Here is a 23,696-nt window from a genome sequence, read left to right on the forward strand (position 1 = left end):
AATCATGTTAAAAAAAATAAGTTTATTGCTCTTTGTGGTTTTGACAATCACGATGACATCCTGTAACGAGGATTTTTTAGAAACGAAACCAACCGATGCGATTGCTGCTGCTGATGCTTTGTCAACTCCAGCGAATATGGCTTTAGTTTTAAATGGTCTTCACAGATTAATGTATGCCCAGACGAGTATCATTCCAGGAGGTAGTAGTAGTAGAGCAGGAATGCAGTATTGGATTCCGATGTTCGATGTATTATCCGGTGATTTAATTCATTCTGCGCCAGCAAATGGATGGATGACCGCTGAATTACAATGGAATACTCATACTTTAGAGACAAGCACTACCGTTGAACAGTTATGGTATCAGAGATATCATTTCATTGCAAGCTGTAATGCTATTATTAATAAAGTTGAGGATGAAGGCTTAACAAAAGATGCAGATATGAATAATATCTTGGGACAAGCACATGCGTATAGAGCTTGGGCATACCATTCATTGGTTTCAACATATGCAAAAGGATACCTTATTGGAAATCCTATTACAGATGCTGGAGTTCCATTATTGTATGAAACAGAAGCGCCTTATACAAGTGCGCCGAGATCTACAGTTCAAGTAATTTATGATCAAGTAAATGCGGATCTTGCGCAGTCAATTGAATATTTTAAAAATGCTTCGTCAAGAGAAGATAAATCACAATTAAATTTGAATGCTGCTTACGGAATTAAAGCAAGAGTAGCGCTGTCTGAAGGGAATTGGGCAGCTGCCGCAGACGCAGCTGTAAAGGCCCGCGCAGGGTATGAGCTTATAAACGAAGCAGCATGGAAATCTGGCTTCAATACAACTGACCTATCTGAAGTTATTTGGGGCGGAAGAGTAATTCCATCTGAAACTACTTTCTTCCGTTCTTATTTCTATTATATTTCTCCTACTTTTCAAGGAAGTCAAAATAGAGGCAATCCAAAATTGATAAGTTCAGAAGTTTACAATTTAATTCCCAATTCAGATTACAGAGCTGATTTGTTTTTATCTTTGGCACCGAACACAAATGGATCGGCATCTAATGGTAAAGGTGGTAGTTATTTAACCGATCCTAATTACGATGATGAGGCATCTTTCGATGCTGCTAAAGCAGCAATAATAAGTGAATGGGGCGTAACGAGCAGACATAATACACACCCGTTTATGCATGTAAAGTTTAGAAATAAAAATCCAGGAACAATCGATCCTGATGATGTTATTTATATGAGAGCCTCGGAAATGTATTTAATAGAAGCGGAAGCTGAAGCAATGATGGAGGATATAGCAGGTGCACAAAATGCATTAAAACCGTTAGGAGAGGAAAGAGATAATGCATATGACGTTACCATTTATAATACCAAAGAATTACTAATGGGGCATATTAAATTTCAAAGACGTCTCGAGTTATATGGAGAAGGTTTTAGTTGGCACGACCACATTCGTTGGGATGAAGGTATTGACTTAACAAATTCTGGGGCTTCTTTAGAGCTGTATCAAGACGGATTTATACAAGCGAAACCATCTATTAATAATGATTGGATTTGGAAAATTCCTCAAGCGGAAATAAATGCAAATCCCAATTTGACTCAAGCAGATCAAAATTAGAAAAAGTCCCTATTGTTCATTAAAAAACCACCTTTTTAAGGTGGTTTTTTAATGAACAATAAATTGGTCTCTTTATATGAATGGTTCCATTTCATGCTGCAATACTCCTGCTGCGAATGCAGCTTTTTCTGCAAAATCTTTATTTTTAGAAGCGTAAATAATTCCTCTCGAAGAATTTATGAGCAAACCAATATTTTCATTCAAACCATATTTACAAACTTCTTGTAAACTTCCGCCTTGTGCGCCAACTCCAGGAACCAATAAAAAGGAATGTGGAACTATTTTTCTGATTTCCTTAAAGTATTCAGCTTTTGTAGCACCTACAACATACATTAATTTGTCAGAGTTTTTCCAGGATTTTGACGTCTCTAAAACATGTTTGTACACCTCTTTTTCATTGATTTTTTTTGTTTGAAAATCAAAAGCACCTGCATTCGAAGTTAAGGCAAGAAGTATGGTGTGTTTATTTTGAAATGCTAAAAAAGGTTCTACAGAATCTTTTCCCATGTATGGGGCAACCGTAATCGCATCAAACTTTAAATCTTCAAAAAATGCTTTGGCATACATGGATGAAGTGTTGCCAATGTCCCCCCTTTTCGCATCAGCAATCGTGAAAATATCAGGATAATTTTTATTGAGATATCGGATGGTTTTTTCTAAAGAGCTCCACCCCTTTAAACCGTAAGCCTCGTAGAAAGCAGTGTTGGGCTTATAAGCAACACACAAATGATGGGTAGCATCTATAATCGACTTGTTAAACTCAAAAATAGGGTCTTCCACAGATAATAAATGTGGCGGAATTTTTTCTAAATCTATATCCAATCCGATACATAAAAAGGATTTTTTCTTTTTTATTTCTGCTACAAGCGTTTGTGTCGTCATAATTTATTTAAAGTTTGACAAAAATACTTAAATTTGACTTTACTTTGAAAGTTTTTGAAGGAAAGAAGAAAGAACCATAAGACAATACCAACAGAATGTTAAGAAAAATAGCTTTGATTTTTATAATTTTCCTGGTAGGTTGCAGTGCAGAGGAGCCGACTCAATTTTCTAAAATCGTCCTAAAATCAAAGGTTTACACTATTGACAACCGTACGGTTTCTTTGAAAGAGCTACTTAAAAAGTATCGCGGAAAGAAAGTACTTATAGACGTTTGGGCTTCTTGGTGTAAAGATTGCGTGAAAGGATTGCCTGCCGTTAAAAACCTTCAAAATAGTTTCCCTAACGTGATTTTTTTGTTTCTATCTGTAGACAAGAGTAAAAATGCTTGGAAAAATGGAATTCAGCGATTTCAAATAAAAGGAGCGCATTACCAGCTTCCTAAGGGAATGAAATCGGGTGCTTTTGTCGATTTTATTGGCTTAAGTTGGATTCCGAGATATTTGGTAATTGATGAACTTGGAAAAATTACACTTTTTAATGCGACAAGTGCCTCAGAGAGTGCTGTTGGAAATGCTTTGAAATAGTGCATATAAATCGTTTTAGTAACTATTTCTATTTCTAAGGATAAAATAGCACTGCATTCCTTAATTTTACGATACATACTATCATTAAAAACAGCTTGAAAGGCTTTAAATTTATAAACATGAGAACAAAGATTGTTGCAGGGAACTGGAAGTTAAATAAAGACAAAGAGGGAAGCAAAAGCTTAATTAAAGAATTAAAAAAAGCGATTCAAGAGAATCCATTACAGGATACGCGTGTAATCGTTGCACCCACATTTGTTAATTTATCAGCGTCCGTAAAAGCTGCGAAAAAATCGAAAATAGAAGTCGTTGCTCAAAACATGCATCAAGCTATAAATGGCGCGTATACAGGCGAGGTTTCTGCAGACATGTTAAAAGCAATTGGGGTAGCAACCGTAATTCTGGGACATTCAGAAAGAAGAACGTATTTTAATGAAACAGATGCGGCACTTGCAGAAAAGATGAATACCGTTCTAGAAAAAGAAATGGAGGCAATCTTTTGTTTTGGAGAGGTATTAGAAGATCGTAAGTCAGGCAATCATTTTGCAGTGGTAGAAAGTCAATTAAAAAATGCTTTATTCCATTTAGAAGGAAAAGATTGGTCAAGTATCATTTTGGCATACGAACCGGTATGGGCAATTGGTACAGGAGAAACGGCAAGTGCAGACCAAGCGCAAGAAATGCATGCGTTTATTAGAAGTATTATTGAGAAGCAATACAGTACAGCAGTGGCAGAGGCTGTATCAATTTTATACGGAGGAAGTGTAAAGCCATCAAATGCGGAGGAGATTTTTTCGAAGCCAGACGTAGACGGTGGTTTAATTGGAGGAGCAGCTTTAAGTGTCGCTGATTTTGTTGGAATTATTAATGCCATTTAAACAGTACATTTAGATTTAATTATAATAAATTTGCATTGGGATTTAAACATCTTGATGCATTTTTTTTGATTTGTTAATTATGGATAATATTTATATAGAGTACAATTTTATACTTTCTCCAAAAGAGCCAACTACTGAAATTTTAATTGCAGAGTTGGGAAGTGTGGGGTTTGAGAGTTTTGTAGAAAACGAAGATGGCGTCACTGCATATATTCAAAAAGATGCATGGAATACTGATATTTTAGATGCTATTTTTGTATTGGATTCTGGAGAGTTTTCTATCAAATATACCCAAAGTGAGGTTGCTCAGACCAACTGGAATTCAGAATGGGAGAAGAATTTTAATCCAATTCAAGTAGATGATCTTGTAAGTATTCGTGCTCCATTTCATGAAAATCCAAATTTAAAATATGACATTGTTATCGAGCCAAAAATGAGTTTTGGAACGGGACATCATGAAACAACACATATGATGGTGCAACATTTGTTGCAATTAGAGCTGGAAGGTAAAAAAGTGTTAGACATGGGGTGCGGAACAGGTATTTTAGCAATTTTTGCGGAAATGAAAGGAGCAAATCCTTTGGATGCCATTGATATTGACAATTGGTGTTACGAGAATGCAATTGAAAACGTGGAGCGCAATGAGTGTAAAAATATTACAGTATACGAAGGAGATGCCGCACTGCTATTAGATAAAAAGTATGATGTGATTATTGCCAATATCAATAGAAATATTTTATTGATGGACATGGAGGTATATGCCAATTGTATGAACGAAAACGGGGTGTTGCTTTTAAGTGGTTTTTATAAAGAAGATATTCCTACAATCGATGCAGTTGTTGCGAAGTATGGTTTGAAACTAGAAACAACGATTGAAAGAAACAATTGGGTTGCCTTAAAATATAATAATTAAAAAATATTTTTTATTTTTATACATGAGCACAAAAGAAAAAATTCAGGAAGAAGTTGATGTTTTAGAAAAAGAGATTTTTCAACACGAGATTGTATTGCACAATGATGATGTAAATACGTTTGATCATGTGATAAATTCTCTTATGGATGTTTGTGAGCATACATTAGAACAGGCGGAACAGTGTGCAATGCTGGTCCATTACAAAGGAAAATGTAGCGTAAAATCCGGAGAGTTTAAAGATTTAGAGCCAAGGTGCTCTAAGTTGTTGCAATTAGGTTTGTCTGCAGAATTGATATAAGCATGGATAATGTATTTAAATATTATGAGTTTTCAGATTTTTTTATGGATACTTCGGGGATGTTTTTCAACAACGAAATAAGTTATTCTTCATTGAATGACACGCATTTTTTAATTTTTGAAAAAAAAGAGGCAACGTATAATCTCTACGTTTCAAAGTATAATAATAATAAAGAGATTGGTGTACATCCTGCGATTATCTTAGAATTGCTAGTAACCGATTATGACAAAGGTAATCCAGCCCACCGAATTGCGATTAAGCAATATTTAGATTAAATTTCTGATGTTTCAAAGTGATTATTGAAATTGCTCGAAGAACCAAACACAATAGATTAGGGCGCTTTGATCTCATAGCGCTGTAAGACTTCCAGTGTAGTATATTTTAAAGATTTTTCGTGTGTGGCTGTCAAAATGATAGGGGGTGCTTTTCCTGCTTTCTCTGCCTGTAGCCATCTAGAGATACACAAGCACCAGCGGTCTCCTGGTTCCAATCCAGGAAATTTCCAATAGGGTACGGGTGTCATCAAGTCATTTCCTTGAGATGCTGAGTACTCTAAAAATTCTCGAGTAACAATCGCACAAACAGTATGTGTACCAGAATCCTGAGAAATTGTTCTACACAGACCATCTCTAAAGTAACCAGTTGCTGGGGCTGTGCAACAAGAAATTAGTGGGTCTCCAAATACATTTAATTCCATAGCTTAAAAATTCTTAAGTGTAAAGTTATGCAAAATAGTTGCAGTTATAACGCTAAAGATGCATGCTTTTAAAAATATCTGTAGGATCCTATGTATTGAAAATTACGGGAGATGTCTATAGGTTAGCCCAAGGCTGGGAATGCTTTTATAATTTCAGATCCTGCGAATAGGGAAGATGAATCTAAAGAAAATTAAAGTGAACAAAGATTCGGCCAATTAGATACGAGATGTAAATTTAATATTGAAGTAGAATGGAGCACCTTTTAAGACATTTTCAAAAGGTGACTATATGTATTGAACCATCAAATATTTTGGCGTTTTAGAGGTGTTTACTTCTGATTTTTTAGAAAATTGAGATCGTAATAAAGAGGAAAGGATTGCGCTGTCATCAGTAAAGTTAATAGCGCGCTTTTTATGGGCTATATTTGGACTGCTGAAGTCGATTTCTATAATTATCTAAGCCATTTTGTAAAGAATATTCATAAAGTCATATCACAACAATCGAGAAAAGGATAAAAATAATTTTGCAGCTAGCAAAAATATTTATTTTATTTTTAGCAGTGCCTTTAGAAATTTCAAATGCATCTAAAAAAAGGGCGCGCATTAAGATTAGAAAAATAATGACTGCTAAAAATTTATTTTAGCAACAGTTCTAAGAGATGATTAAAAAATTAATTGGTGACAATAAGCAGCAAGATCGTAAAAAACTTAAAATGAACAGGCTTTAAGAGTTTCTTTACACAAACATTACTTCGAATATGTCAAGCATTAAATACAGTGGTAAATGTAGCTTTTCAGGGCAAGATATGGATATTAAGAATGCACACGAAAGTTGTGGGAACTGTTTCAAAGTATCATTAAAAATAGTATTTGCAGCATTGTTGCCATTGAAAAATATTCCGATTTCGCTTTGAGATACTAAGTTTTCAATTCGTTTAGAGCTGGGGCTTTTTGTTTTTGAAGTAGTTCTTAGTAAGGTTAAATACCAAAACTTTCAGCCACGATGTTTTTTATTTTTTTGTTGAGTGCTTTTATGGCAGTATAGCTGGTATGTTCTAATATAATGACTACGAGGTCATCATCTAAGTACTTTATAAGTGCCGTGCTAAATCCATTCCATTTTCCGTAATGATAAATACTGTTTTGTACCTTGGTATCAATTCTAAAACCAAATCCATACGGAACCTCTCTTCCGTATACTGTCTTTCCTTTTGAGTACATTAGATCCAATGATTCTTTGGAAAGCAGTTTTCCTGTATTCAACCCAAGAGTCCATTTATACAAATCCTCTGTATTGGTGTACACATTTTTGTCACCCACAATGGCATCGTTCACGGTGCTTGGTATTTTTAAATGTCGCCACCCTCTGTATAAGCGATACCCCGCTAGTTGCCCTTTCTTCAGGGGGTCTTTTTCAAAACTGTACACATATGAATTCTTCATTTGTAGTGGTTCAAAAATATTTGTTTCTAAAAAAGAACTAAAAGAGCTGCCAGAGACTTTTTCTACAATTGAAGCCAATACAAAATAGCCCGTATTGGAATAATCAAAATTACGGCCTGACTTAAAAAATCGCTGCACATTACTTTTTGCTAGCAGTGCGATCATTTCTGTATTTGTAGGTGCTTTTTTTTGATGCCATTTGTGCTCAGCAATCCAAAAGTATTTGGGCAAGCCAGCGGTGTGGTTTAATAGATTTTGAATCGTTACTCCTTCATAAGGGAAGTTTGGAAAATAGGTATTTACGGTGTCTGTAAGTTTAATTAGGTTTCTTTCTTTTAGCAGCATGATTGCCGCTGCTGTAAATTGCTTACTAACAGAGGCTAATTGAAAGGTAGATTCTTTTTTTAACAGTGTCTTCTTTTTAAAGTCTGCGGTTCCTACCTGACTTTGGTAGACAATCTTATCATTTTTTGCAACGAGTATAGCTCCATTAAAATCGTGTCTTTTATGAATGCGCTTCAACAAGGAATCTAATTTAAAATGTACTCTTTGTGTCTCTTTTTCTGGATACCGTGCGAGAATTTCTAGAGGTGCTATTTTAGGATCTTCCTTTAGAGGAATTTTAACATGCACTTCCGTATTCTTAGAGTGCGATGTGTTTGAAATAAATAACAATACAGCTAAAAAAAGGAAGCATATTGAGAATAGAATTTTACTTTTTTTAGGTAAATGCAATGTGCTAATTTTAACTTGCAAGTTAACAATCATTTTGAAACAACCAATGAACTTTTTTTAAATGCTGTTACATGATTAAAAATCGCAGATTTTGATCCTTTTTTTTCTTTTTGGTGAAATATCTCTTAAAAGTAGTGGTACAAAAAAACGCAACCCCTTATTTACTAAGTAGTTGCGTTTTTTGAATGTGACCCAGACAAGATTCGAACTTGTAACCTTCTGATTCGTAGTCAGATGCGCTATCCAGTTGCGCCACAGGGCCGATTTTTAAGAGTGCAAATATAGCAGAGTTTTCCCAATATAGAAAGGGGATTGCATTTTTTTATGAATTAATTTCTAATTTATAGGCAGCAATGATCGGTTCGGCTTTTTCTACGTCTTTTTTGAAGATAAATAGTTCCACAGAATTTACGGGCACACCAAAACCACCGAGTCTTGCGGACTCTACTCGATCAGATATTCTAGCATCAATTCCCGCTTCACTTAGCAGGCTATATAATCTATTTACTAAAATGGCATTGTCTGTAAAAACTTTGGTGTAGGTTTCATTCATGTTTTTTCTTTTTTTAGTCTAATGAGTTTTGAGTAACAAATGCTCTCCATCCTATAAGCGCAAGTTGTGCTTTTGATGCTTTTGAAATATCAAGTCCTTTTTTTGTAAAAGAAGGCAGCACAGTTTTGTTCACTTTGGCAATCAGTTTGAAAAATCGCAGTTTCATTGGTTTCATTTCTGACTCAAATTTAATGAAAATAAATGAAGGAGTGAGCTATGTTTTTCGTGAAAAACACAAACAGTAGAGGAACCGTCTTATTCGTTTGCAAGGATGATTAGTTGATAGGCAATAACGAAGCGCTTAAAGTTTTGGTTTATAGTGTTTAAATTTTATTTTAAAAGTGGAATTGTTTAAGGCCTATCTAAGAATACGAACCGATGCGAATATTTTTTCCTTTCGGCACAAAGGCATAAAATGTATCTTTGTCGAAAACAAGGAATATGAGCATTTTTTATGTAATTGTAGGGCTACTACTTTTAGTCTTAGGGGGTGAGTTTTTGGTAAGAGCATCCATTAGCTTGTCCCTGAAACTGCAAATATCCAAAATGGTCATTGGAATGACCGTGGTGTCTTTTGCAACCTCATTACCAGAATTATTAGTGAGTTTGCAAGCTGCACTAGATGGCTCTCCTGCGATCGCATTAAACAATGTAATTGGCTCAAACATCGCGAACATTGCGCTTGTTTTAGGCATTACAGCGATGATCGGTCCAATAGCAGTAGACAAAGGTTTTTACAAGCTAAATTGGCCTGGGATGATGTTTTTCTCAGTACTGTTGTATTATTTTTTAAGCAACGATTCCGTTTTGAGCCAACTGGAAGGAGTGCTCTTGTTGTTAGGGTTGGTTCTTTTTCTTTTTATATTGATTCGGGATGCTAGAAAAGAGCTGGTATCTTCAGAGGTGGTGGATGGAGCGCTTGCAGAGGCTGGCTTCGCTAAAATAGGGCTTTGGTTCTGTATTGGGGGACTTGCGCTTTATTTTGGCTCTGATTTTTTAGTGGATGGTGCAAAAGAGATCGCTACAAAGAGTGGTGTGAGCGAGGGAGTAATTTCGATTACAATGATCGCTATTGGCACGAGTGTACCGGAACTAGCTGCATCTGTAATTGCAGCGCTAAAAGGTGAGAAGGCAATTTCTTTGGGGAACTTGATTGGATCCAATATCTTTAACATTGCCTCCGTTTTAGGGCTTACGGCACTGATTAAAGAGATTCCTGTAACAGAAGCTCAGATTTTATCACGAGATATTTTTTGGATGTTAGGTTTCTCACTAGTATTATTACCCTTAGTTTTTTTTCCTAGAAAGTTGATGATCGGAAGGTTTAAAGGCGCTTTTTTATTCTTAGGCTACGCTTTTTTTATCTATTTAGTTTTTCAAACGACTGCATAATAAAAGCGCTTACCAAAAAAGGTAAGCGCTTTTGTATTTAAATATCGCCCTTATTTAACCGGCTTTACTGTTTTAATAATTCTTGAAGCAATTTTGTAAGGATCTCCATTTGAAGATGGACGACGGTCTTCTAGCCAACCTTTATATCCTTTTTCTACAACGATAATTGGAATGCGAATGGATGCTCCTCTGTCTGAAACTCCCCATGAAAAATCGTGGATAGATGCAGTTTCGTGATCACCAGTTAAACGTTGATCGTTGTGTTCTCCATACACCGCAATGTGCTCTTTTACCACTGGGCGGAAAGCTTCACATATCTCAATATATTTCTCTTTTGAACCACAGGTTCTTAGAATGCTATTAGAAAAGTTTGCGTGCATTCCAGATCCATTCCAATCCATATCTTTTCCTAAAGGTTTTGGATGGTACTCAATATACATTCCTTTGCCTTCTGTTAAACGATCTAATAAGTATCGAGACACCCAAATTTCGTCTCCTGCTTTTTTAGCTCCTTTTGCAAATAATTGATATTCCCATTGTCCAGAGGCAACTTCTTGATTGATTCCTTCAAAATTCAATCCAGCATCAATACACAAATCAGCATGCTCTTCAACAAAAGAACGTCCGTGGGTGTTTTTACCACCAACAGAACAATAATACATGCCTTGTGGAGCGGGGTAACCACCTCTTGGAAATCCTAACGGCAAGTCAGTTTCAGTGTTCATAATGAAATACTCCTGCTCAAATCCAAACCAAAAATCTTCGTCATCATCTTCAATTGTAGCGCGTGCATTAGAAATATGTGGAGTGCCATCAGCATTCATTACTTCATTCATTACTAAATAACCATTGATTCTTTTAGGATCTGGATAAATAGCAACAGGCTTTAAAATACAGTCAGATGCTCCTCCTGAAGCTTGTTTTGTAGAAGAACCATCAAAAGACCAAAGGCTCAACTCTTCTATGGTCCCTTGAAAGTTTTCGTGCTCTTCAACCTTGGTTTTACTTCTTAAGTTTTGAGTTGGTGTGTAACCATCTAACCAAATATATTCTAATTTAATTCTTGCCATAATAAATAATTGAGTGCATATTGTTAATTCCACAAAAATGAAATATTTTCCGTACATATCAAAAAATATAGGGGTAAAATGTTTAAATTTGTATAAAAATAATTTTATCCCTAATATAAGTAGGGGTGGTTTATTTATAAGTATAAAAATATCTTAAAAAAATAGTAATATGTCAATTATCAGATTCAATGCTTTAAAAGAAACATTGCATAGAAAGCCTGTACAGGTGAATCAGAGTGAAAAAAGATCGACACTTTTTGGGCAAAATGTATTTAATAAATATGCCATGCAACAATACTTGACGCGAGCCGCTTATGAAAGTGTTATGAATGCAATTGAGCATGGTACGCGCATCGATCGTAAAATTGCAGATCAGGTTGCGGTTAGCATGAAAGATTGGGCAATGTCTAAAGGAGCAACACATTACACGCATTGGTTTCAGCCTCTGACAGGAGCTACAGCAGAAAAGCACGATGCTTTTTTCGAGTCCATAAATGGCAGCTTGGCAATGGAGAAATTTGACGGAGAACAACTGGTACAGCAAGAACCAGATGCCTCAAGTTTTCCTAGTGGAGGAATCAGAAATACTTTTGAGGCACGTGGATTTACTGCTTGGGATCCAACATCACCCGCATTTATTTATGAAAGAACACTTTGCATTCCAACAATATTTGTAGCATATACCGGAGAAGCTCTAGATAATAAAACGCCCTTATTAAAGTCTTTGCAAGCAATAGACACCCATGCAACTGCTGTTTGTCGCTATTTCGATAAAAATATTAATAAAGTAAATGCAACCCTTGGTTGGGAACAAGAGTTTTTTTTAATCGATACGGCCTTGGCAGTCTCTCGGCCAGACATTCAATTGACAGGCAGAACTTTAATAGGACATTCATCCGCAAAAGGACAACAATTAGACGATCATTATTTTGGAATAATTCCCGCACGGGCTATGAGTTTTATGCAAGACTTAGAAGAGGAGTGTATGCTTTTAGGAATTCCTGTAAAAACGAGGCACAACGAAGTAGCACCAAATCAATTTGAAGTGGCACCTATTTTCGAAGAAGTAAATCTGGCAGTAGATCACAATTGTCTGCTCATGGATGTAATGCAGAAGGTAGCAGACAGGCACCAATTTAAAGTCTTATTTCACGAAAAACCATTTGCAGGTATCAATGGCTCTGCAAAACACAACAATTGGTCTTTGGCGCTAGAAAATGGCACTAACCTATTGAGTCCAGGGAAAACACCCATGAAGAATTTGCAATTTTTAACATTTTTTGTAAACACGATAAAGGCAGTGTTTGAAAATGAAGAACTTTTAAGAGCATCGGTAGTATCGGCGAGTAATGACCACCGGTTGGGAGCAAATGAAGCGCCTCCAGCAATCATATCTGTTTTTATTGGTGCACAGCTTTCTGCAGTTTTAGACGAGTTAGAAAATGTAACTAAAGGAAAATTATCTCCAAAAGAAAAAACAGATCTAAAACTAAATATTATTGGAAAAATACCAGAGATATTATTAGACAATACAGACATTAACAGAACCTCTCCTTTTGCATTTACTGGAAATAAATTTGAGTTTAGAGCGGTGGGTTCTTCTGCAAATTGTGCGGGTCCAATGACCGTTTTAAATACCATTATTGCAAAGCAATTGAAAGAATTTAAGCAGGATGTAGATCAATTGATAGAGTCAAAGAATCTAAAAAAAGACGAAGCTATTTTTAATGTGTTGAGAGAATATATTAAAGCATCTAAGAAGATTCGATTCGATGGTGATGGATATGGGCAAGCTTGGGAAAAAGAAGCTAAAAAGCGAGGATTGAGTAATAATGGGACAACGCCCGCCGCATTGAAAGTAATGATTTCTAAAAATGTCATTGATTTGTATGAGGAGATGAACGTGATGAGCAAGATAGAAATTGAAGCACGCTACGAAATTAAGTTAGCAGAATATACCAAGCGTCTGCAAATTGAAAGTAGAGTACTAGGAGATATTTCTAGAAATCATGTGGTACCAACAGCAATTATTTATCAGAATACCTTGTTGGAAAATACAAAGAACTTGAAAGAAATATTTGGTGGGGAGTATAAAAATATTGCCAAAGAACAAATAGAATTGATCATGACAATTTCGAAACACATAACAGAAATTAATGCCAAGGTCATTCAAATGGAAGCTGCACGCTCAGAAGCAAATAAGCAGATTGGCTTAAAATCTGCAGAACAATATTGCGGCAGCGTGAAACCGTTTTTTGAGCAAATTAGATACCATTGCGACAAATTAGAAACGATGGTAGATGACAATTTGTGGCCGCTCACAAAATACAGAGAATTATTGTTCACAAAGTAATCATAAAAACATTCTGTTTTTGGATAGAATTTTTTATCTAAAAGACTAAATTCGCACCATACAACGCAACCATATGAGTCAAGAAGTTTCTAAAAGATACGCACAAAGAGGTGTTTCTGCATCCAAAGAAGATGTGCACAATGCTATTAAGAATATAGACAAAGGTTTGTTTCCAAAGGCATTTTGTAAAATTGTTCCAGATTATTTAACAAATGATGCGGATTATTGCTTGATAATGCACGCGGATGGTGCGGGAACAAAGTCTTCTTTAGCGTATATGTATTGGAAAGAAACGGGTGATATTTCGGTATGGAAAGGCATTGCACAAGATGCGTTAATTATGAATATTGACGATTTATTATGTGTGGGAGCTACGGATAATATCATGTTGTCTTCAACAATAGGTCGAAATAAGAGCAAGATACCAGGGGAAGTTTTATCAGCAATTATAAATGGAACAGAGGAATTAATTGAGGATTTAAAAGGTTTTGGAGTAACCATCCATTCAACAGGAGGTGAAACGGCAGATGTAGGTGATTTGGTGCGCACTATTATTGTAGATTCTACCGTAACCGCCCGCATGAAAAGAACAGACGTTATTGACAACGCAAATATAAAAGCGGGAGATGTAATTGTTGGATTGGAATCTTTTGGACAGGCAAGTTATGAAACCGAGTACAATGGCGGTATGGGATCGAACGGATTAACGTCTGCAAGACATGATGTTTTTCACAAGTACTTGGCAGAAAAATATCCAGAAAGCTTCGATGCTGCGGTGCCAGAAGACTTGGTGTATTCTGGAAATATAAAACTGACGGATACAGTTCAAAATGTGCCAATTGATGCGGGTAAATTAGTACTGTCTCCAACGAGAACATATGCCCCTATTATTAAGGAAATTTTATCAAAGTTCAATTCAGATACAGTGCATGGAATGATTCATTGCTCTGGCGGTGCGCAAACAAAAATATTACACTTTATAGAGAATCTCCATATTGTGAAAGACAATATGTTTCCAATTCCTCCTTTATTTAAATTGATACAAGAGCAATCAAATACAGATTGGAAAGAGATGTATCAAGTTTTTAATTGTGGGCATCGCATGGAAATATACGTTTCTCCAGAAATTGCAGATGACATTATTGCAATCTCAGCGTCTTTTAATGTAGCCGCTAAAATTGTAGGAAGGGTAGAAGCGCTCGATGGCAATGGGCAACAGGAAAAGAGATTGACAATTAAGAGTGCGTTTGGGGTTTTTGAGTATTAAGCTGCGAATACGAGCATCTTACTTGCTATACAAATATGCGTTACTTCAAAAATAGATTTACAAGCTCTTGTCTTTTTTTATTTCAGACAAAATAAGATGGGTCATGGTATCTCCATAATTGATCAAGGCGTCTATAAACTGTTGTAAATGAAGTTGATCTCTTAAAACAGCGCGAATATGTATATTTTGCGAGCCCGTAATGCGATACGCTTCTTTTATTTCTGAAAACTGATTGACATCGTTGATAAATAACTTAATTTTTCCACTAAACAACTTTAGGATAATAATAACTTCTAATCCAAAACCGAGTTTCGAGTAATCTACGTGCAAGGAATAGGCTTTGATAATTTCAGCGTCTTCTAATTTTTGAATGCGTTCTCTTACCGAAGACGGAGAAAGGTGTATTTTTCTTCCAATATCCGCAAAAGAAGCTCTAGAATTTCTTTTCAATTCATTGATTATTTTGATGTCGATATCACTTACCATTCAATTCATTGATTTAAATCCAAAAATACATTTTTTCCCGGCAATAAATTCATTTATAGCATGGAATCAATTTTACAAATTGAAAATCTATGGATATTTTTGACTCGGAATTTCACAAAAATAGAAGGAAGAATGAGTTTAGCGATTTTGTTGGTTATCGGATTGGGTATTTTTTTAGGTTTTTTTATCCAAACATTGATCGGTTTTGCAGGAGCTTTAATTGCCCTGCCTATTTTACTTCTCGTTCTTGGCCTAAAAGATGCAATTGCGTACATTTCGATATTCTATTTTTTTTCGAGTGTTTATTTAATCGCGCAAGAATGGAGACACATAGATAGAAAGATTATTCTTAAATTAACAGGTGCCACAATTATTGGAGTGGGTCTTGGTATTTGGGTTTTAGCATATGGAAAGCCATTGTTTTTAAAGAAGGCTTTAGGTGTCTTCATTTTATTATACGTAAGCTATACGATGTATGCAAAAGATAAAGTCTTTAAACAGCCAAAACTTACCTTTATATTTGGACTTGCAGGTGGTTTTTTCTCAGGATTATTTTCAACAGGTGGCCCATTATATGTGATTATTGTCAAGAATTCATCTCTTACCATGAAAAGTTTTAGGGCAACGATGTTTGGTGTTCTTGGTTTGATAACGGCGATTCGAATTCCCACGCTATATTCTGCAGGTATTTTGAATATAGAACAAGTGAAGTATGCAATGTATATCATGCCATTTTTTGTATTGGCAGTCTATTTGGGAAAAAAGGCATATGCAAAAATAAATGAGCTGGTTTTGAAAAATATAGTGCTGGCCTTACTCTCTATATCAGGGATTATGTTGGTCTTTAATTAGTGGAACTGCTTCAAAAATAGTAGGAGTGTTTGTAAAAGGCAGTTCAGAGCTATTTCTTTCGTAATGCGGCATATTTTTTAAAAATTTTGATATGTACCATTCTTATGCGATGTATAAACGGAGCAGTAGTATTTTGCGCAGCAGAGGTAGCGGCGTAAAAGGGCTTTTGTTCTTTTTAAGAAAAGAAATTTTTTGTTTTCGTTTGAAAGATGATACCGATAAAAAATAGAGAAAATAAAACAGTCTTTAGAGTTTCCCAATAGAACTTCCTTAAATATACTCAAAATGAAACATTTAATTTTCCGATAAAAAGTGTAATTTCGCAATCCAAGAAAAGAGTTTCAAATGTTAGATAAAATAAGAATTGTAAAGCAGCGTTACGATGAGGTCTCGGATTTAATTATTCAGCCAGCAACTATCATGGATCAGAAGCGGTATGCGCAATTGATGAAAGAATATAAGGATTTAGGAAATGTTGTTGAAAAAGGAGACGAATATCAAGCACTGATAGACAATATTGAGGAGGCAAAAGAAATTTTGGCAGAGGGATCGGATGCAGAAATGAATGAGATGGCGAAGTCAGAGATTGACGAGGCCAATTCAAGAATTCCAAAGCTAGAGGAAGAAATACGATTTTTGCTAATCCCAACAGACCCCGAAGATTCTAAAAATGCAGTGGTAGAATTGCGAGCAGGAACCGGAGGAGATGAAGCAAGTATTTTTGCTGGAGATTTGTTTAGAATGTATTCTAAATATTGCGAAAGCAAAGGTTGGAAAGTGGCTACCGTAGATTATTCCGAGGGTACAAACGGGGGGTTTAAAGAAATCCAGTTTGAAGTAAATGGTGCAGATGTATATGGAACTTTAAAATTTGAAGCAGGGGTGCACCGGGTTCAAAGGGTCCCACAAACAGAAACACAAGGACGTGTGCATACTTCTGCAGCAACCTGTATGGTTTTTCCTGAAGCGGAAGAGTTCGACGTAGAGATAAATCCAAAAGATGTAAGAATTGATTTTTTCTGTTCGTCAGGTCCTGGAGGGCAATCCGTAAATACAACATATTCTGCAGTGCGTTTAACACACGTTCCAACAGGATTGGTGGCACAGTGTCAAGATCAAAAGTCACAACATAAAAATAAAGAGAAAGCTTTTAAAGTATTGCGTTCTCGTTTGTATGATATGGAGTTGGCAAAGAAAAATGCTGAGGATGCCTTAAAACGGGGCTCTATGGTTTCTTCGGGAGATCGAAGTGCGAAGATTAGAACTTACAACTATGCGCAAGGACGGGTTACGGACCATAGAATTGGGTTGTCATTATATGATTTGCCAAATATTATGAATGGGGATATTCAAAGAGTTATTGACGAATTGATGTTGGCGGAAAATACAGAAAAGTTAAAGAGTTTGAATGACGATTTATAGTGTACTTTTTGTTTGCGAATACAGAGCCTCAAGAATATTCTTGAGGTTTTTTTGTGTCTGGTCACAACAAGTTTATAAAATTAGAATGGCAGCATCGCTTTATGCCCAAATAGAAAATTTAGAAATGAGCTGCGGTTTGATGGCATTGCAGCGATGTGGTTTTTGTAAATAAGTAAAAGCGATTCAAGTTTTGGGGAAAACTATAAATCGCTTTTTTTGTCAAACAAATGAGTTATTATAAACTTTATAATAAAGGGGAAATAAATTCATCAACAGTACAAATATAAGAAGCTGATTGAAACCTCACAATCCCAGAAAATGGTATAATTTCAAAGACCCTGAATATGGGGTTTTTATATTTGTACTTCTTATTTTCCGAACAAATGCAATTCTGAAAATTCTTTTTTAATACTGATTGTTTGGCTTCCAGAGATGTTTAAATCTTCTAATTTAATAGCAACATTATCTATTTGAATTGCAGTAATCGTGAAGGGTAAATTGTGAAACACCATTTTATATTTACTGTAGTCGGCGTTAAATTCTCCACGTTTGTGCTGTTGGATAATTAATTCTTCTTTTTTCCCAGTTACTTGAAAGGTACGCAGGCTAAATCTACCTTTTTTATAGTCATATCCATCGTGTGCATCGTCATATAATATCGAAGCTTCTTTTCCTTCTTTATAATATACCTCTAAGGTTATTTCATCAAATTTCTTTTCCCCGACGTACTGTTGTACCGGATATTTTGGGATGATAGCACCTTCTTTTATGAAAATAGGCATGCTGTCTATATTGGCATCCACCCAGTACTCTTTTCCACCTTCTAGCAATTCGTTTGTCCAGAAATTATACCATTTTCCCCTTGGAATATACATTCTTCTTCCTTTGGCATTTGGTTCTAATATAGGACAAATTAAAATTTGTTCTCCGTAGACAAATTCATCACTTCGGTAGTGGGTTGCGGTATCTTCTTGGTCATACAAAACAAGGGACTTTAAGATTGGAGTTCCGTCGTTTACATAGCGCCAAAAGGCAGTATACAAATAAGGTAGCAATTGGTAGCGTAATTCAACAAATTTTCTAACAATATCTGTAACTTCATCTCCAAAAACCCAAGGCTCTTGATTTCCATGATCTCCTGAAGAATGAACTCTACAAAAAGCATGGAAGACACCTAGCTGAATCCATCGGGCAAACAACTCTCCTTGTGGTTGGCCCGCAAAACCACCAATATCACTTCCAGCAAATGAAAACCCAGACATCGCCATACGCTGCGCTTGGTTGTTTGCAATGGCTAGGTGTTCCCAGGTAGCCACATTGTCTCCCATCCAAGTAGAGGTATACCGCTGTGCACCAGAATAGGCGGATCTTGTAATTACAAAGGGTCTTTTAGGATAGGCATATTTCTTTAAACCATGGTAGGTTGCTCGTGCCATTTGTGTTCCATAGATATTGTGTGCTTTTCGATGGGAACAAGGATTTCCATCGTAATCATGACGTACATCATCTGGGAATGATTTGTTGGGAACATCCATTACTGCTGGCTCATTCATATCGTTCCAAACGCCTTTTACACCAATATCTTCGATCAATTCTTTAAATAAACCAGACCACCATTCTCGAACTTCTGGCTTGGTATAGTCAGGAAAATAGCATTCTCCTGGCCATACTTTACCTTTCATATAAGGACCGTCTGCACGTTTGCAAAAATAATCTTTATCCAATGCTTCTTTAAAGACATCGTATTCTAAATCAATTTTTATTCCTGGATCTATGATTACAACCGTTTTAAAACCGTCATCTTCTAGTTCTTTTACCATTCTTTTAGGGTCTGGAAAATGTTTTTTATCCCAAGTAAAACAACGGAACCCTTCCATGTAGTCAATATCTAAATAGATGGCATCACAGGGTATTTTTAAATCTCTAAACGTTTTTGTAACTTCTTTCACATTGCTTTCTGGATAATAACTCCATTTGCATTGGTGGAAACCTAATGCCCATAATGGCGGCAAAGTATGAGGCTTTCCAGTTAAGTCTGTGTAGTTTTTAACAACATCTTCCATCGCAGGCCCGTACATGAAATAATAATTCATTTCCCCTCCTTGCGCCCAAAAGCTAGTCACATTTCGTCTTTCTTGTGCAAAGTCAAAGTGGGATTTAAAGGTGTTATCGAAAAAGATACCGTAGGCTTTGTTTTCTTGAATTGCCGTATAAAAGGGAATTGCTTTGTATATAGGGTCTGTATCTTTGCCAAAAGCATACGAATCTGTAGCCCAGTTTTCAAAACGCTTTCCCTTTAAGTTTACCTCAACAGGTTTGTCTCCAAGGCCATAAAAACTTTCTGCTTTTTGACACGCTTTACTCATCTTTACAATATCACCACCGAACTCGTAGCTTTCTTCCCAATGAAAGCCAATTTCATCTTCATTAATTAGTTTTAAATCTAGGGCGTCAAATAGGCTTACTTGTAAACTTAGTTTTTCCACTTTGCAAATTAATTTGGAAGTAGTAAGGATATAATGAGTCGCATTTTCAGTGACATCTAAAAAACTATATCCTCGGCTGGCATGGATGGTAACACCATACGAAAAATCATTTTCAAATTTTCCAGTAGTGCTGTATCTGAAGCGGATTACACTGTCTCGAACTACGGTAACCTGAAGTACAACTCCATTTTTTGTAAAAAAATGTAAGGTGTCGACTTCTTTCTTGTAATTTATTATTTCAGAAGGAAATAAATTCCCTTTTTGTTCTAATTCTGTACTAACAATCATAGTATTGGATGTTTATTGTCGAGCACAAAAATCGTGAAAGTTTGGGTAATAAGAACCGCTAATATTTCTTTTTAACGATAACGTATTCGCCCTTTAAGACCTAAATTATTTCTTATTTATTTAAAAATAAGAGAAATATAAATTCTTTTCAAGATTTTATTGCGATTTTTTAAAGTCTTAGAAAGGCATACTTTTATTGTGAATATTTAAATAAGTACTCCCTTTTTTTATCAAATAAACAATGAGATGAAAAAGTGGGTTTTACATGATTATTTCGTGTATTTCAGCGCCAACATTGCCAAAGGAGGTAACGTCAAGACTAAAGAATGTGCTCTGTGATTCCATGCTTTGTTTTCAGAGGTTAGTTCAGTGTTTTTGAAGTTGTCGCTGCCGTTATACTCTTCACCATCACTATTGAAAATTACCTTTAAATCTCCAGGGGCGGGCAATCCAATTCTATAATTTTCTCGAGGTACAGCAGTGAAGTTTAAAAGAATGACAAGCGTTTCTTTTTGGTCATTTCCTTTTCGAAGAAATGTCATTACTGAATTTTGATGATCTCCGTGGTCAATCCATTCAAAACCTGCTGCAGAAAATTGTTGCGCGTGCAGTGCAGGTTCTATTGTATAGAGTTTATTTAAATGCTTTACCAATGTTTGTACTCCTTTGTGCACTTTGTGGTCTAATAAATGCCAATCTAAACTGCCATTAAAATTCCATTCGCTAGTTTGCCCAAATTCGGCGCCTTGAAAAAGCAACTTGCTCCCAGGGTGCATGTACATAAAGCAGTACAACAAGCGTAAATTTGCAAATTTTTGCCACGCATCACCAGGCATTTTTTCTACGATTGCCTTTTTTCCGTACACCACTTCATCGTGAGATAATGGGAGCATAAAGTTTTCTGTAAATGCATAATTTAAACTAAAAGTAAGTTCGTCTTGATGGTGTTTTCTGTAAACGGTCTCTTTCGCAAAGTAGTCTAATGAGTCGTGCATCCATCCCATCATCCACTTCATTCCAAAACCCAATCCACCAGAAAAAACAGGACTGGAAACCTGTGGAAATGAAGTGGACTCCTCTGCGATCGTTTGGACATCAGGGAAGTTCTTATAAACGGCGGTATTCATTTCTTTGATAAATGAGATGGCCTCTAAATTTTCTCTTCCACCAAATTCATTGGGCTCCCATTCACCTTCTTTTCTAGAGTAGTCTAGGAAAAGCATTGAGGCAACGGCGTCTACGCGCAAACCATCTGCGTGATATTGGTCTAGCCAAAAGAGTGCATTGCTAATTAAAAATGATTTTACTTCATTTCTTCCATAGTTAAAAATAAGGCTTTTCCAATCTTGGTGATATCCTTTTCTAGGATCTGGATGTTCATACAAACAAGAACCATCAAAATTGCCCAATCCATGCGCATCGGAAGGAAAGTGTGAGGGAACCCAATCTAGCAGCACACCGATTCCTTTCTCATGAAATTTATCCACTAAAAACTTAAATTCGTCAGGATATCCAAAGCGAGAAGTGGGAGCGAAGTACCCCGTTAATTGATAGCCCCAACTAGGATCATAAGGAAATTCCATAATGGGCATCAACTCTACATGTGTAAAATTCATGTCAGATACGTAGTCTACAAGTTCATCGGCCAATTCTATATAACTGAGAAATCTATTTTCGGCCACATTTTTTCTCCAAGATCCTAAATGTACTTCATATACAGAATACGGGGCGTCTAAAGCATTGTGCTTTTGGCGTTCCTTCATCCATTTTTTGTCCTTCCAAGCATAGGTATCCTCCCAAATAATGGAGGCAGTTTTTGGAGGATGCTCGCACCTGCGGGCATACGGGTCTGCCTTTTCGGTTACAAGGTTATTGTTACTGCTTTTGATTTTGTATTTGTAGGTATTGCCTTTTCCAGCATATGGGATAAAACCTTCCCAAATGCCACTTGCATCCCATCTTACGTTTAAGTGGTGCTCTTGATCATTCCAATGGTTAAAGTCTCCAACGACAGAGACTTCTGCAGCGTTCGGTGCCCAAACGGCAAAATAGGTGCCTTCGATACCTTCTTTTGTTATAATGTGTGCTCCGAATTTTTCGTATAATTTATAGTGTGTACCAGATTTGAAGAGGTTAATATCGAAATCAGTAAATAAACTATGTGCGATAACTTTAGACATGTGCTGTTTTTAAATTATAATTAAAATCGCTTAAATAACGGTTCCTTTCGGAAGGACTGCCCCCTTTTTAATAACTACGATGCCATCCTTTACCAAGTAAGTATTCGTTTCTGTATCTTTCAAGTGGAGGCCTCCATTAATTCTAGTATCGTCTCCAATTCTACAATTTTTATCGATAATACAGTTGTTTATGAAGCATCGGTCTCCAATACCTAATTGGTTTTCGATGCCTATTAGTTTAATGTCTTCTAAAGATTCATACATGTCGTTACCCATCATATAGGTGTTGGTGACAATTGTCTCTTTTCCAATTCTAGAACGAATACCAATCACAGATTTTTCTATTTTTTCTGCACTGATAATGCAGCCCTCTGCAATAATAGTTTTGTTTAAGATGGTATTAGATATTTTTGAAGTAGGAAGAATACGCGCTCTTGTATATACCTTGTTTTTATCGTAGAGATTGAATTTAGGCAGGTCATCTGTCAGTCCGAGATTTGCTTCAAAGAAAGAATCTATATTTCCTATATCCGTCCAATAGCCCTCATATTGGTAACTGAGTGTTTTGTGTTTTTTTATGGATTGTGGGATAATTTCTTTACCAAAATCAATGGTATTTGGATTGTTCATTAAGGTAATAAGCAAGTCTCTGTTAAAGATGTAAATACCCATGGAGGCAAGATAATTACGGTCTTCCTTTTTCATGTCCTCACTTACTTGCGAGGTCCAATCTGGAAGCAAGTCTGCAGCTGGTTTTTCAATAAAAGAAGTAACGATACTCTCATTGTTAGTTTTTAGCAAACCAAAAGAAGTGGCATCTTTCGCATTGACAGGGTAGGTGGCAATCGTAATTTCAGCATTACTTTTTTTATGTTTTTCAATCATATCTTGAAAATCCATATTGTACAATTGGTCTCCGGATAAAATTAAAGCATATTCAAAATCATTTTGTAAAAAGTGATGCATGCTTTGTCTTACTGCATCTGCCGTGCCTTGAAACCACTTGTCACTTTGCATCGTTTGCTCAGCAGCTAAAACATCAACAAAAGCGTCACTAAAAAAACTAAAATGATAGGTATTTTTAATATGCTTATTGAGAGAAGCAGAATTAAATTGTGTAAGGACATACATTCTTTTGATGTTTGCATTAATACAATTGGAGATTGGAATATCTACCAAACGATATTTCCCTGCAATGGGTACTGCGGGCTTTGACCTGTCTTTCGTAAGTGGGTATAATCTTGATCCTTGTCCACCGCCTAAAATAATTCCAAGTACTTTGTCATTTATCATAAT

General features: G+C 36.0%; 21 protein-coding genes and 1 tRNA gene. 11 read left to right on the plus strand and 11 right to left on the minus strand.

The features are described from left to right. The first annotated feature begins 4 nt into the window (after positions 1-4). Positions 5-1,621 carry a RagB/SusD family nutrient uptake outer membrane protein gene (locus PI23P_RS05995; RefSeq protein ID WP_004569868.1) on the plus strand — a complete coding sequence of 539 codons (1,617 nt, stop codon included), beginning with the start codon at positions 5-7 and terminating at the stop codon, positions 1,619-1,621. A gap of 72 nt (positions 1,622-1,693) precedes the next feature. On the opposite strand, the gene pyrF is transcribed toward PI23P_RS05995, so the two are convergent. Then, positions 1,694-2,503 (minus strand): orotidine-5'-phosphate decarboxylase, encoded by an 810-nt coding sequence (gene pyrF / locus PI23P_RS06000; RefSeq protein WP_004569869.1) that lies wholly within the window; start codon positions 2,501-2,503, stop codon positions 1,694-1,696. 113 nt (positions 2,504-2,616) lie between these two features. Here pyrF and PI23P_RS06005 point away from each other — a divergent pair, with 113 nt between their 5' ends. The 5 genes from PI23P_RS06005 to PI23P_RS06025 all read left to right on the plus strand — a co-directional run bounded on the left by PI23P_RS06005 (position 2,617) and on the right by PI23P_RS06025 (position 5,451). Further along, positions 2,617-3,087, plus strand: a complete 471-nt coding sequence (locus PI23P_RS06005) for a TlpA family protein disulfide reductase (protein ID WP_238299986.1) — start codon at positions 2,617-2,619, stop codon at positions 3,085-3,087. Between the two features lie 119 nt (positions 3,088-3,206). Further along, positions 3,207-3,965, plus strand: coding sequence for a triose-phosphate isomerase (gene tpiA, locus PI23P_RS06010; protein WP_004569871.1), 759 nt, complete (start codon positions 3,207-3,209; stop codon positions 3,963-3,965). A 79-nt stretch (positions 3,966-4,044) separates the two neighbouring features. Then, positions 4,045-4,878: a 50S ribosomal protein L11 methyltransferase gene (gene prmA, locus PI23P_RS06015; protein ID WP_004569872.1), complete on the plus strand. Its 834-nt coding sequence runs from the start codon at positions 4,045-4,047 to the stop codon at positions 4,876-4,878. Positions 4,879-4,900: 22 nt separating this feature from the next. Beyond that, positions 4,901-5,176, plus strand: coding sequence for an ATP-dependent Clp protease adaptor ClpS (locus tag PI23P_RS06020; protein WP_004569873.1), 276 nt, complete (start codon positions 4,901-4,903; stop codon positions 5,174-5,176). A gap of 2 nt (positions 5,177-5,178) precedes the next feature. Next, positions 5,179-5,451 carry a hypothetical protein gene (locus PI23P_RS06025; RefSeq protein ID WP_004569874.1) on the plus strand — a complete coding sequence of 91 codons (273 nt, stop codon included), beginning with the start codon at positions 5,179-5,181 and terminating at the stop codon, positions 5,449-5,451. Positions 5,452-5,507: 56 nt separating this feature from the next. Here the strand turns inward: PI23P_RS06025 and PI23P_RS06030 are convergent, their stop codons facing one another. The 5 genes from PI23P_RS06030 to PI23P_RS06050 form a co-directional block, all read right to left on the minus strand. After that, positions 5,508-5,873, minus strand: coding sequence for a DUF2237 family protein (locus tag PI23P_RS06030; protein ID WP_004569875.1), 366 nt, complete (start codon positions 5,871-5,873; stop codon positions 5,508-5,510). A 978-nt stretch (positions 5,874-6,851) separates the two neighbouring features. Next, on the minus strand, positions 6,852-8,051 hold the full coding sequence (locus tag PI23P_RS06035; protein WP_238299987.1) for a serine hydrolase domain-containing protein: 1,200 nt from the start codon (positions 8,049-8,051) through the stop codon (positions 6,852-6,854). Positions 8,052-8,239: 188 nt separating this feature from the next. Then, positions 8,240-8,313, minus strand: a tRNA-Arg gene (locus tag PI23P_RS06040). Positions 8,314-8,373: 60 nt separating this feature from the next. Next, the gene (locus tag PI23P_RS06045) at positions 8,374-8,604 is read right to left on the minus strand and encodes a putative signal transducing protein (RefSeq protein ID WP_004569878.1); all 231 of its coding nucleotides are present in this window, start codon (positions 8,602-8,604) and stop codon (positions 8,374-8,376) included. A 13-nt stretch (positions 8,605-8,617) separates the two neighbouring features. Then, positions 8,618-8,779 (minus strand): hypothetical protein, encoded by a 162-nt coding sequence (locus PI23P_RS06050; protein WP_004569879.1) that lies wholly within the window; start codon positions 8,777-8,779, stop codon positions 8,618-8,620. A gap of 266 nt (positions 8,780-9,045) precedes the next feature. On the opposite strand from PI23P_RS06050, the gene PI23P_RS06055 reads away from it, so the two are divergent. Beyond that, on the plus strand, positions 9,046-9,996 hold the full coding sequence (locus tag PI23P_RS06055) for a calcium/sodium antiporter (protein ID WP_018945255.1): 951 nt from the start codon (positions 9,046-9,048) through the stop codon (positions 9,994-9,996). A gap of 50 nt (positions 9,997-10,046) precedes the next feature. Here the strand turns inward: PI23P_RS06055 and PI23P_RS06060 are convergent, their stop codons facing one another. Then, positions 10,047-11,066, minus strand: coding sequence for a glutamine synthetase beta-grasp domain-containing protein (locus tag PI23P_RS06060; protein ID WP_018945256.1), 1,020 nt, complete (start codon positions 11,064-11,066; stop codon positions 10,047-10,049). Positions 11,067-11,235: 169 nt separating this feature from the next. Here PI23P_RS06060 and PI23P_RS06065 point away from each other — a divergent pair, with 169 nt between their 5' ends. Beyond that, positions 11,236-13,419: a glutamine synthetase III family protein gene (locus PI23P_RS06065; RefSeq protein ID WP_004569882.1), complete on the plus strand. Its 2,184-nt coding sequence runs from the start codon at positions 11,236-11,238 to the stop codon at positions 13,417-13,419. A 73-nt stretch (positions 13,420-13,492) separates the two neighbouring features. Beyond that, on the plus strand, positions 13,493-14,686 hold the full coding sequence (locus tag PI23P_RS06070) for an AIR synthase related protein (protein ID WP_004569883.1): 1,194 nt from the start codon (positions 13,493-13,495) through the stop codon (positions 14,684-14,686). A gap of 57 nt (positions 14,687-14,743) precedes the next feature. On the opposite strand, the gene PI23P_RS06075 is transcribed toward PI23P_RS06070, so the two are convergent. Then, entirely contained in the window at positions 14,744-15,172 is a 429-nt protein-coding gene (locus PI23P_RS06075) for an Lrp/AsnC family transcriptional regulator (RefSeq protein WP_004569884.1), read from the minus strand. A 132-nt stretch (positions 15,173-15,304) separates the two neighbouring features. Here PI23P_RS06075 and PI23P_RS06080 point away from each other — a divergent pair, with 132 nt between their 5' ends. After that, positions 15,305-16,024 (plus strand): sulfite exporter TauE/SafE family protein, encoded by a 720-nt coding sequence (locus tag PI23P_RS06080; protein ID WP_026288786.1) that lies wholly within the window; start codon positions 15,305-15,307, stop codon positions 16,022-16,024. Between the two features lie 345 nt (positions 16,025-16,369). Then, a complete protein-coding gene (gene prfA, locus PI23P_RS06090) occupies positions 16,370-17,446 on the plus strand; it encodes a peptide chain release factor 1 (RefSeq protein ID WP_004569887.1) in 1,077 nt (358 codons plus the stop codon). A gap of 368 nt (positions 17,447-17,814) precedes the next feature. On the opposite strand, the gene PI23P_RS06095 is transcribed toward prfA, so the two are convergent. The 3 genes from PI23P_RS06095 to PI23P_RS06105 form a co-directional block, all read right to left on the minus strand. Beyond that, positions 17,815-20,220 carry a glycoside hydrolase family 31 protein gene (locus tag PI23P_RS06095; protein WP_004569888.1) on the minus strand — a complete coding sequence of 802 codons (2,406 nt, stop codon included), beginning with the start codon at positions 20,218-20,220 and terminating at the stop codon, positions 17,815-17,817. A 269-nt stretch (positions 20,221-20,489) separates the two neighbouring features. After that, on the minus strand, positions 20,490-22,400 hold the full coding sequence (gene glgB, locus PI23P_RS06100; protein ID WP_004569889.1) for a 1,4-alpha-glucan branching protein GlgB: 1,911 nt from the start codon (positions 22,398-22,400) through the stop codon (positions 20,490-20,492). A 30-nt stretch (positions 22,401-22,430) separates the two neighbouring features. Beyond that, entirely contained in the window at positions 22,431-23,693 is a 1,263-nt protein-coding gene (locus tag PI23P_RS06105; protein WP_004569890.1) for a glucose-1-phosphate adenylyltransferase, read from the minus strand. Between the last annotated feature and the right edge of the window lie 3 nt (positions 23,694-23,696).

The sequence above is a fragment of the Polaribacter irgensii 23-P genome (assembly GCF_000153225.1).
Lineage (GTDB): Bacteria > Bacteroidota > Bacteroidia > Flavobacteriales > Flavobacteriaceae > Polaribacter > Polaribacter irgensii.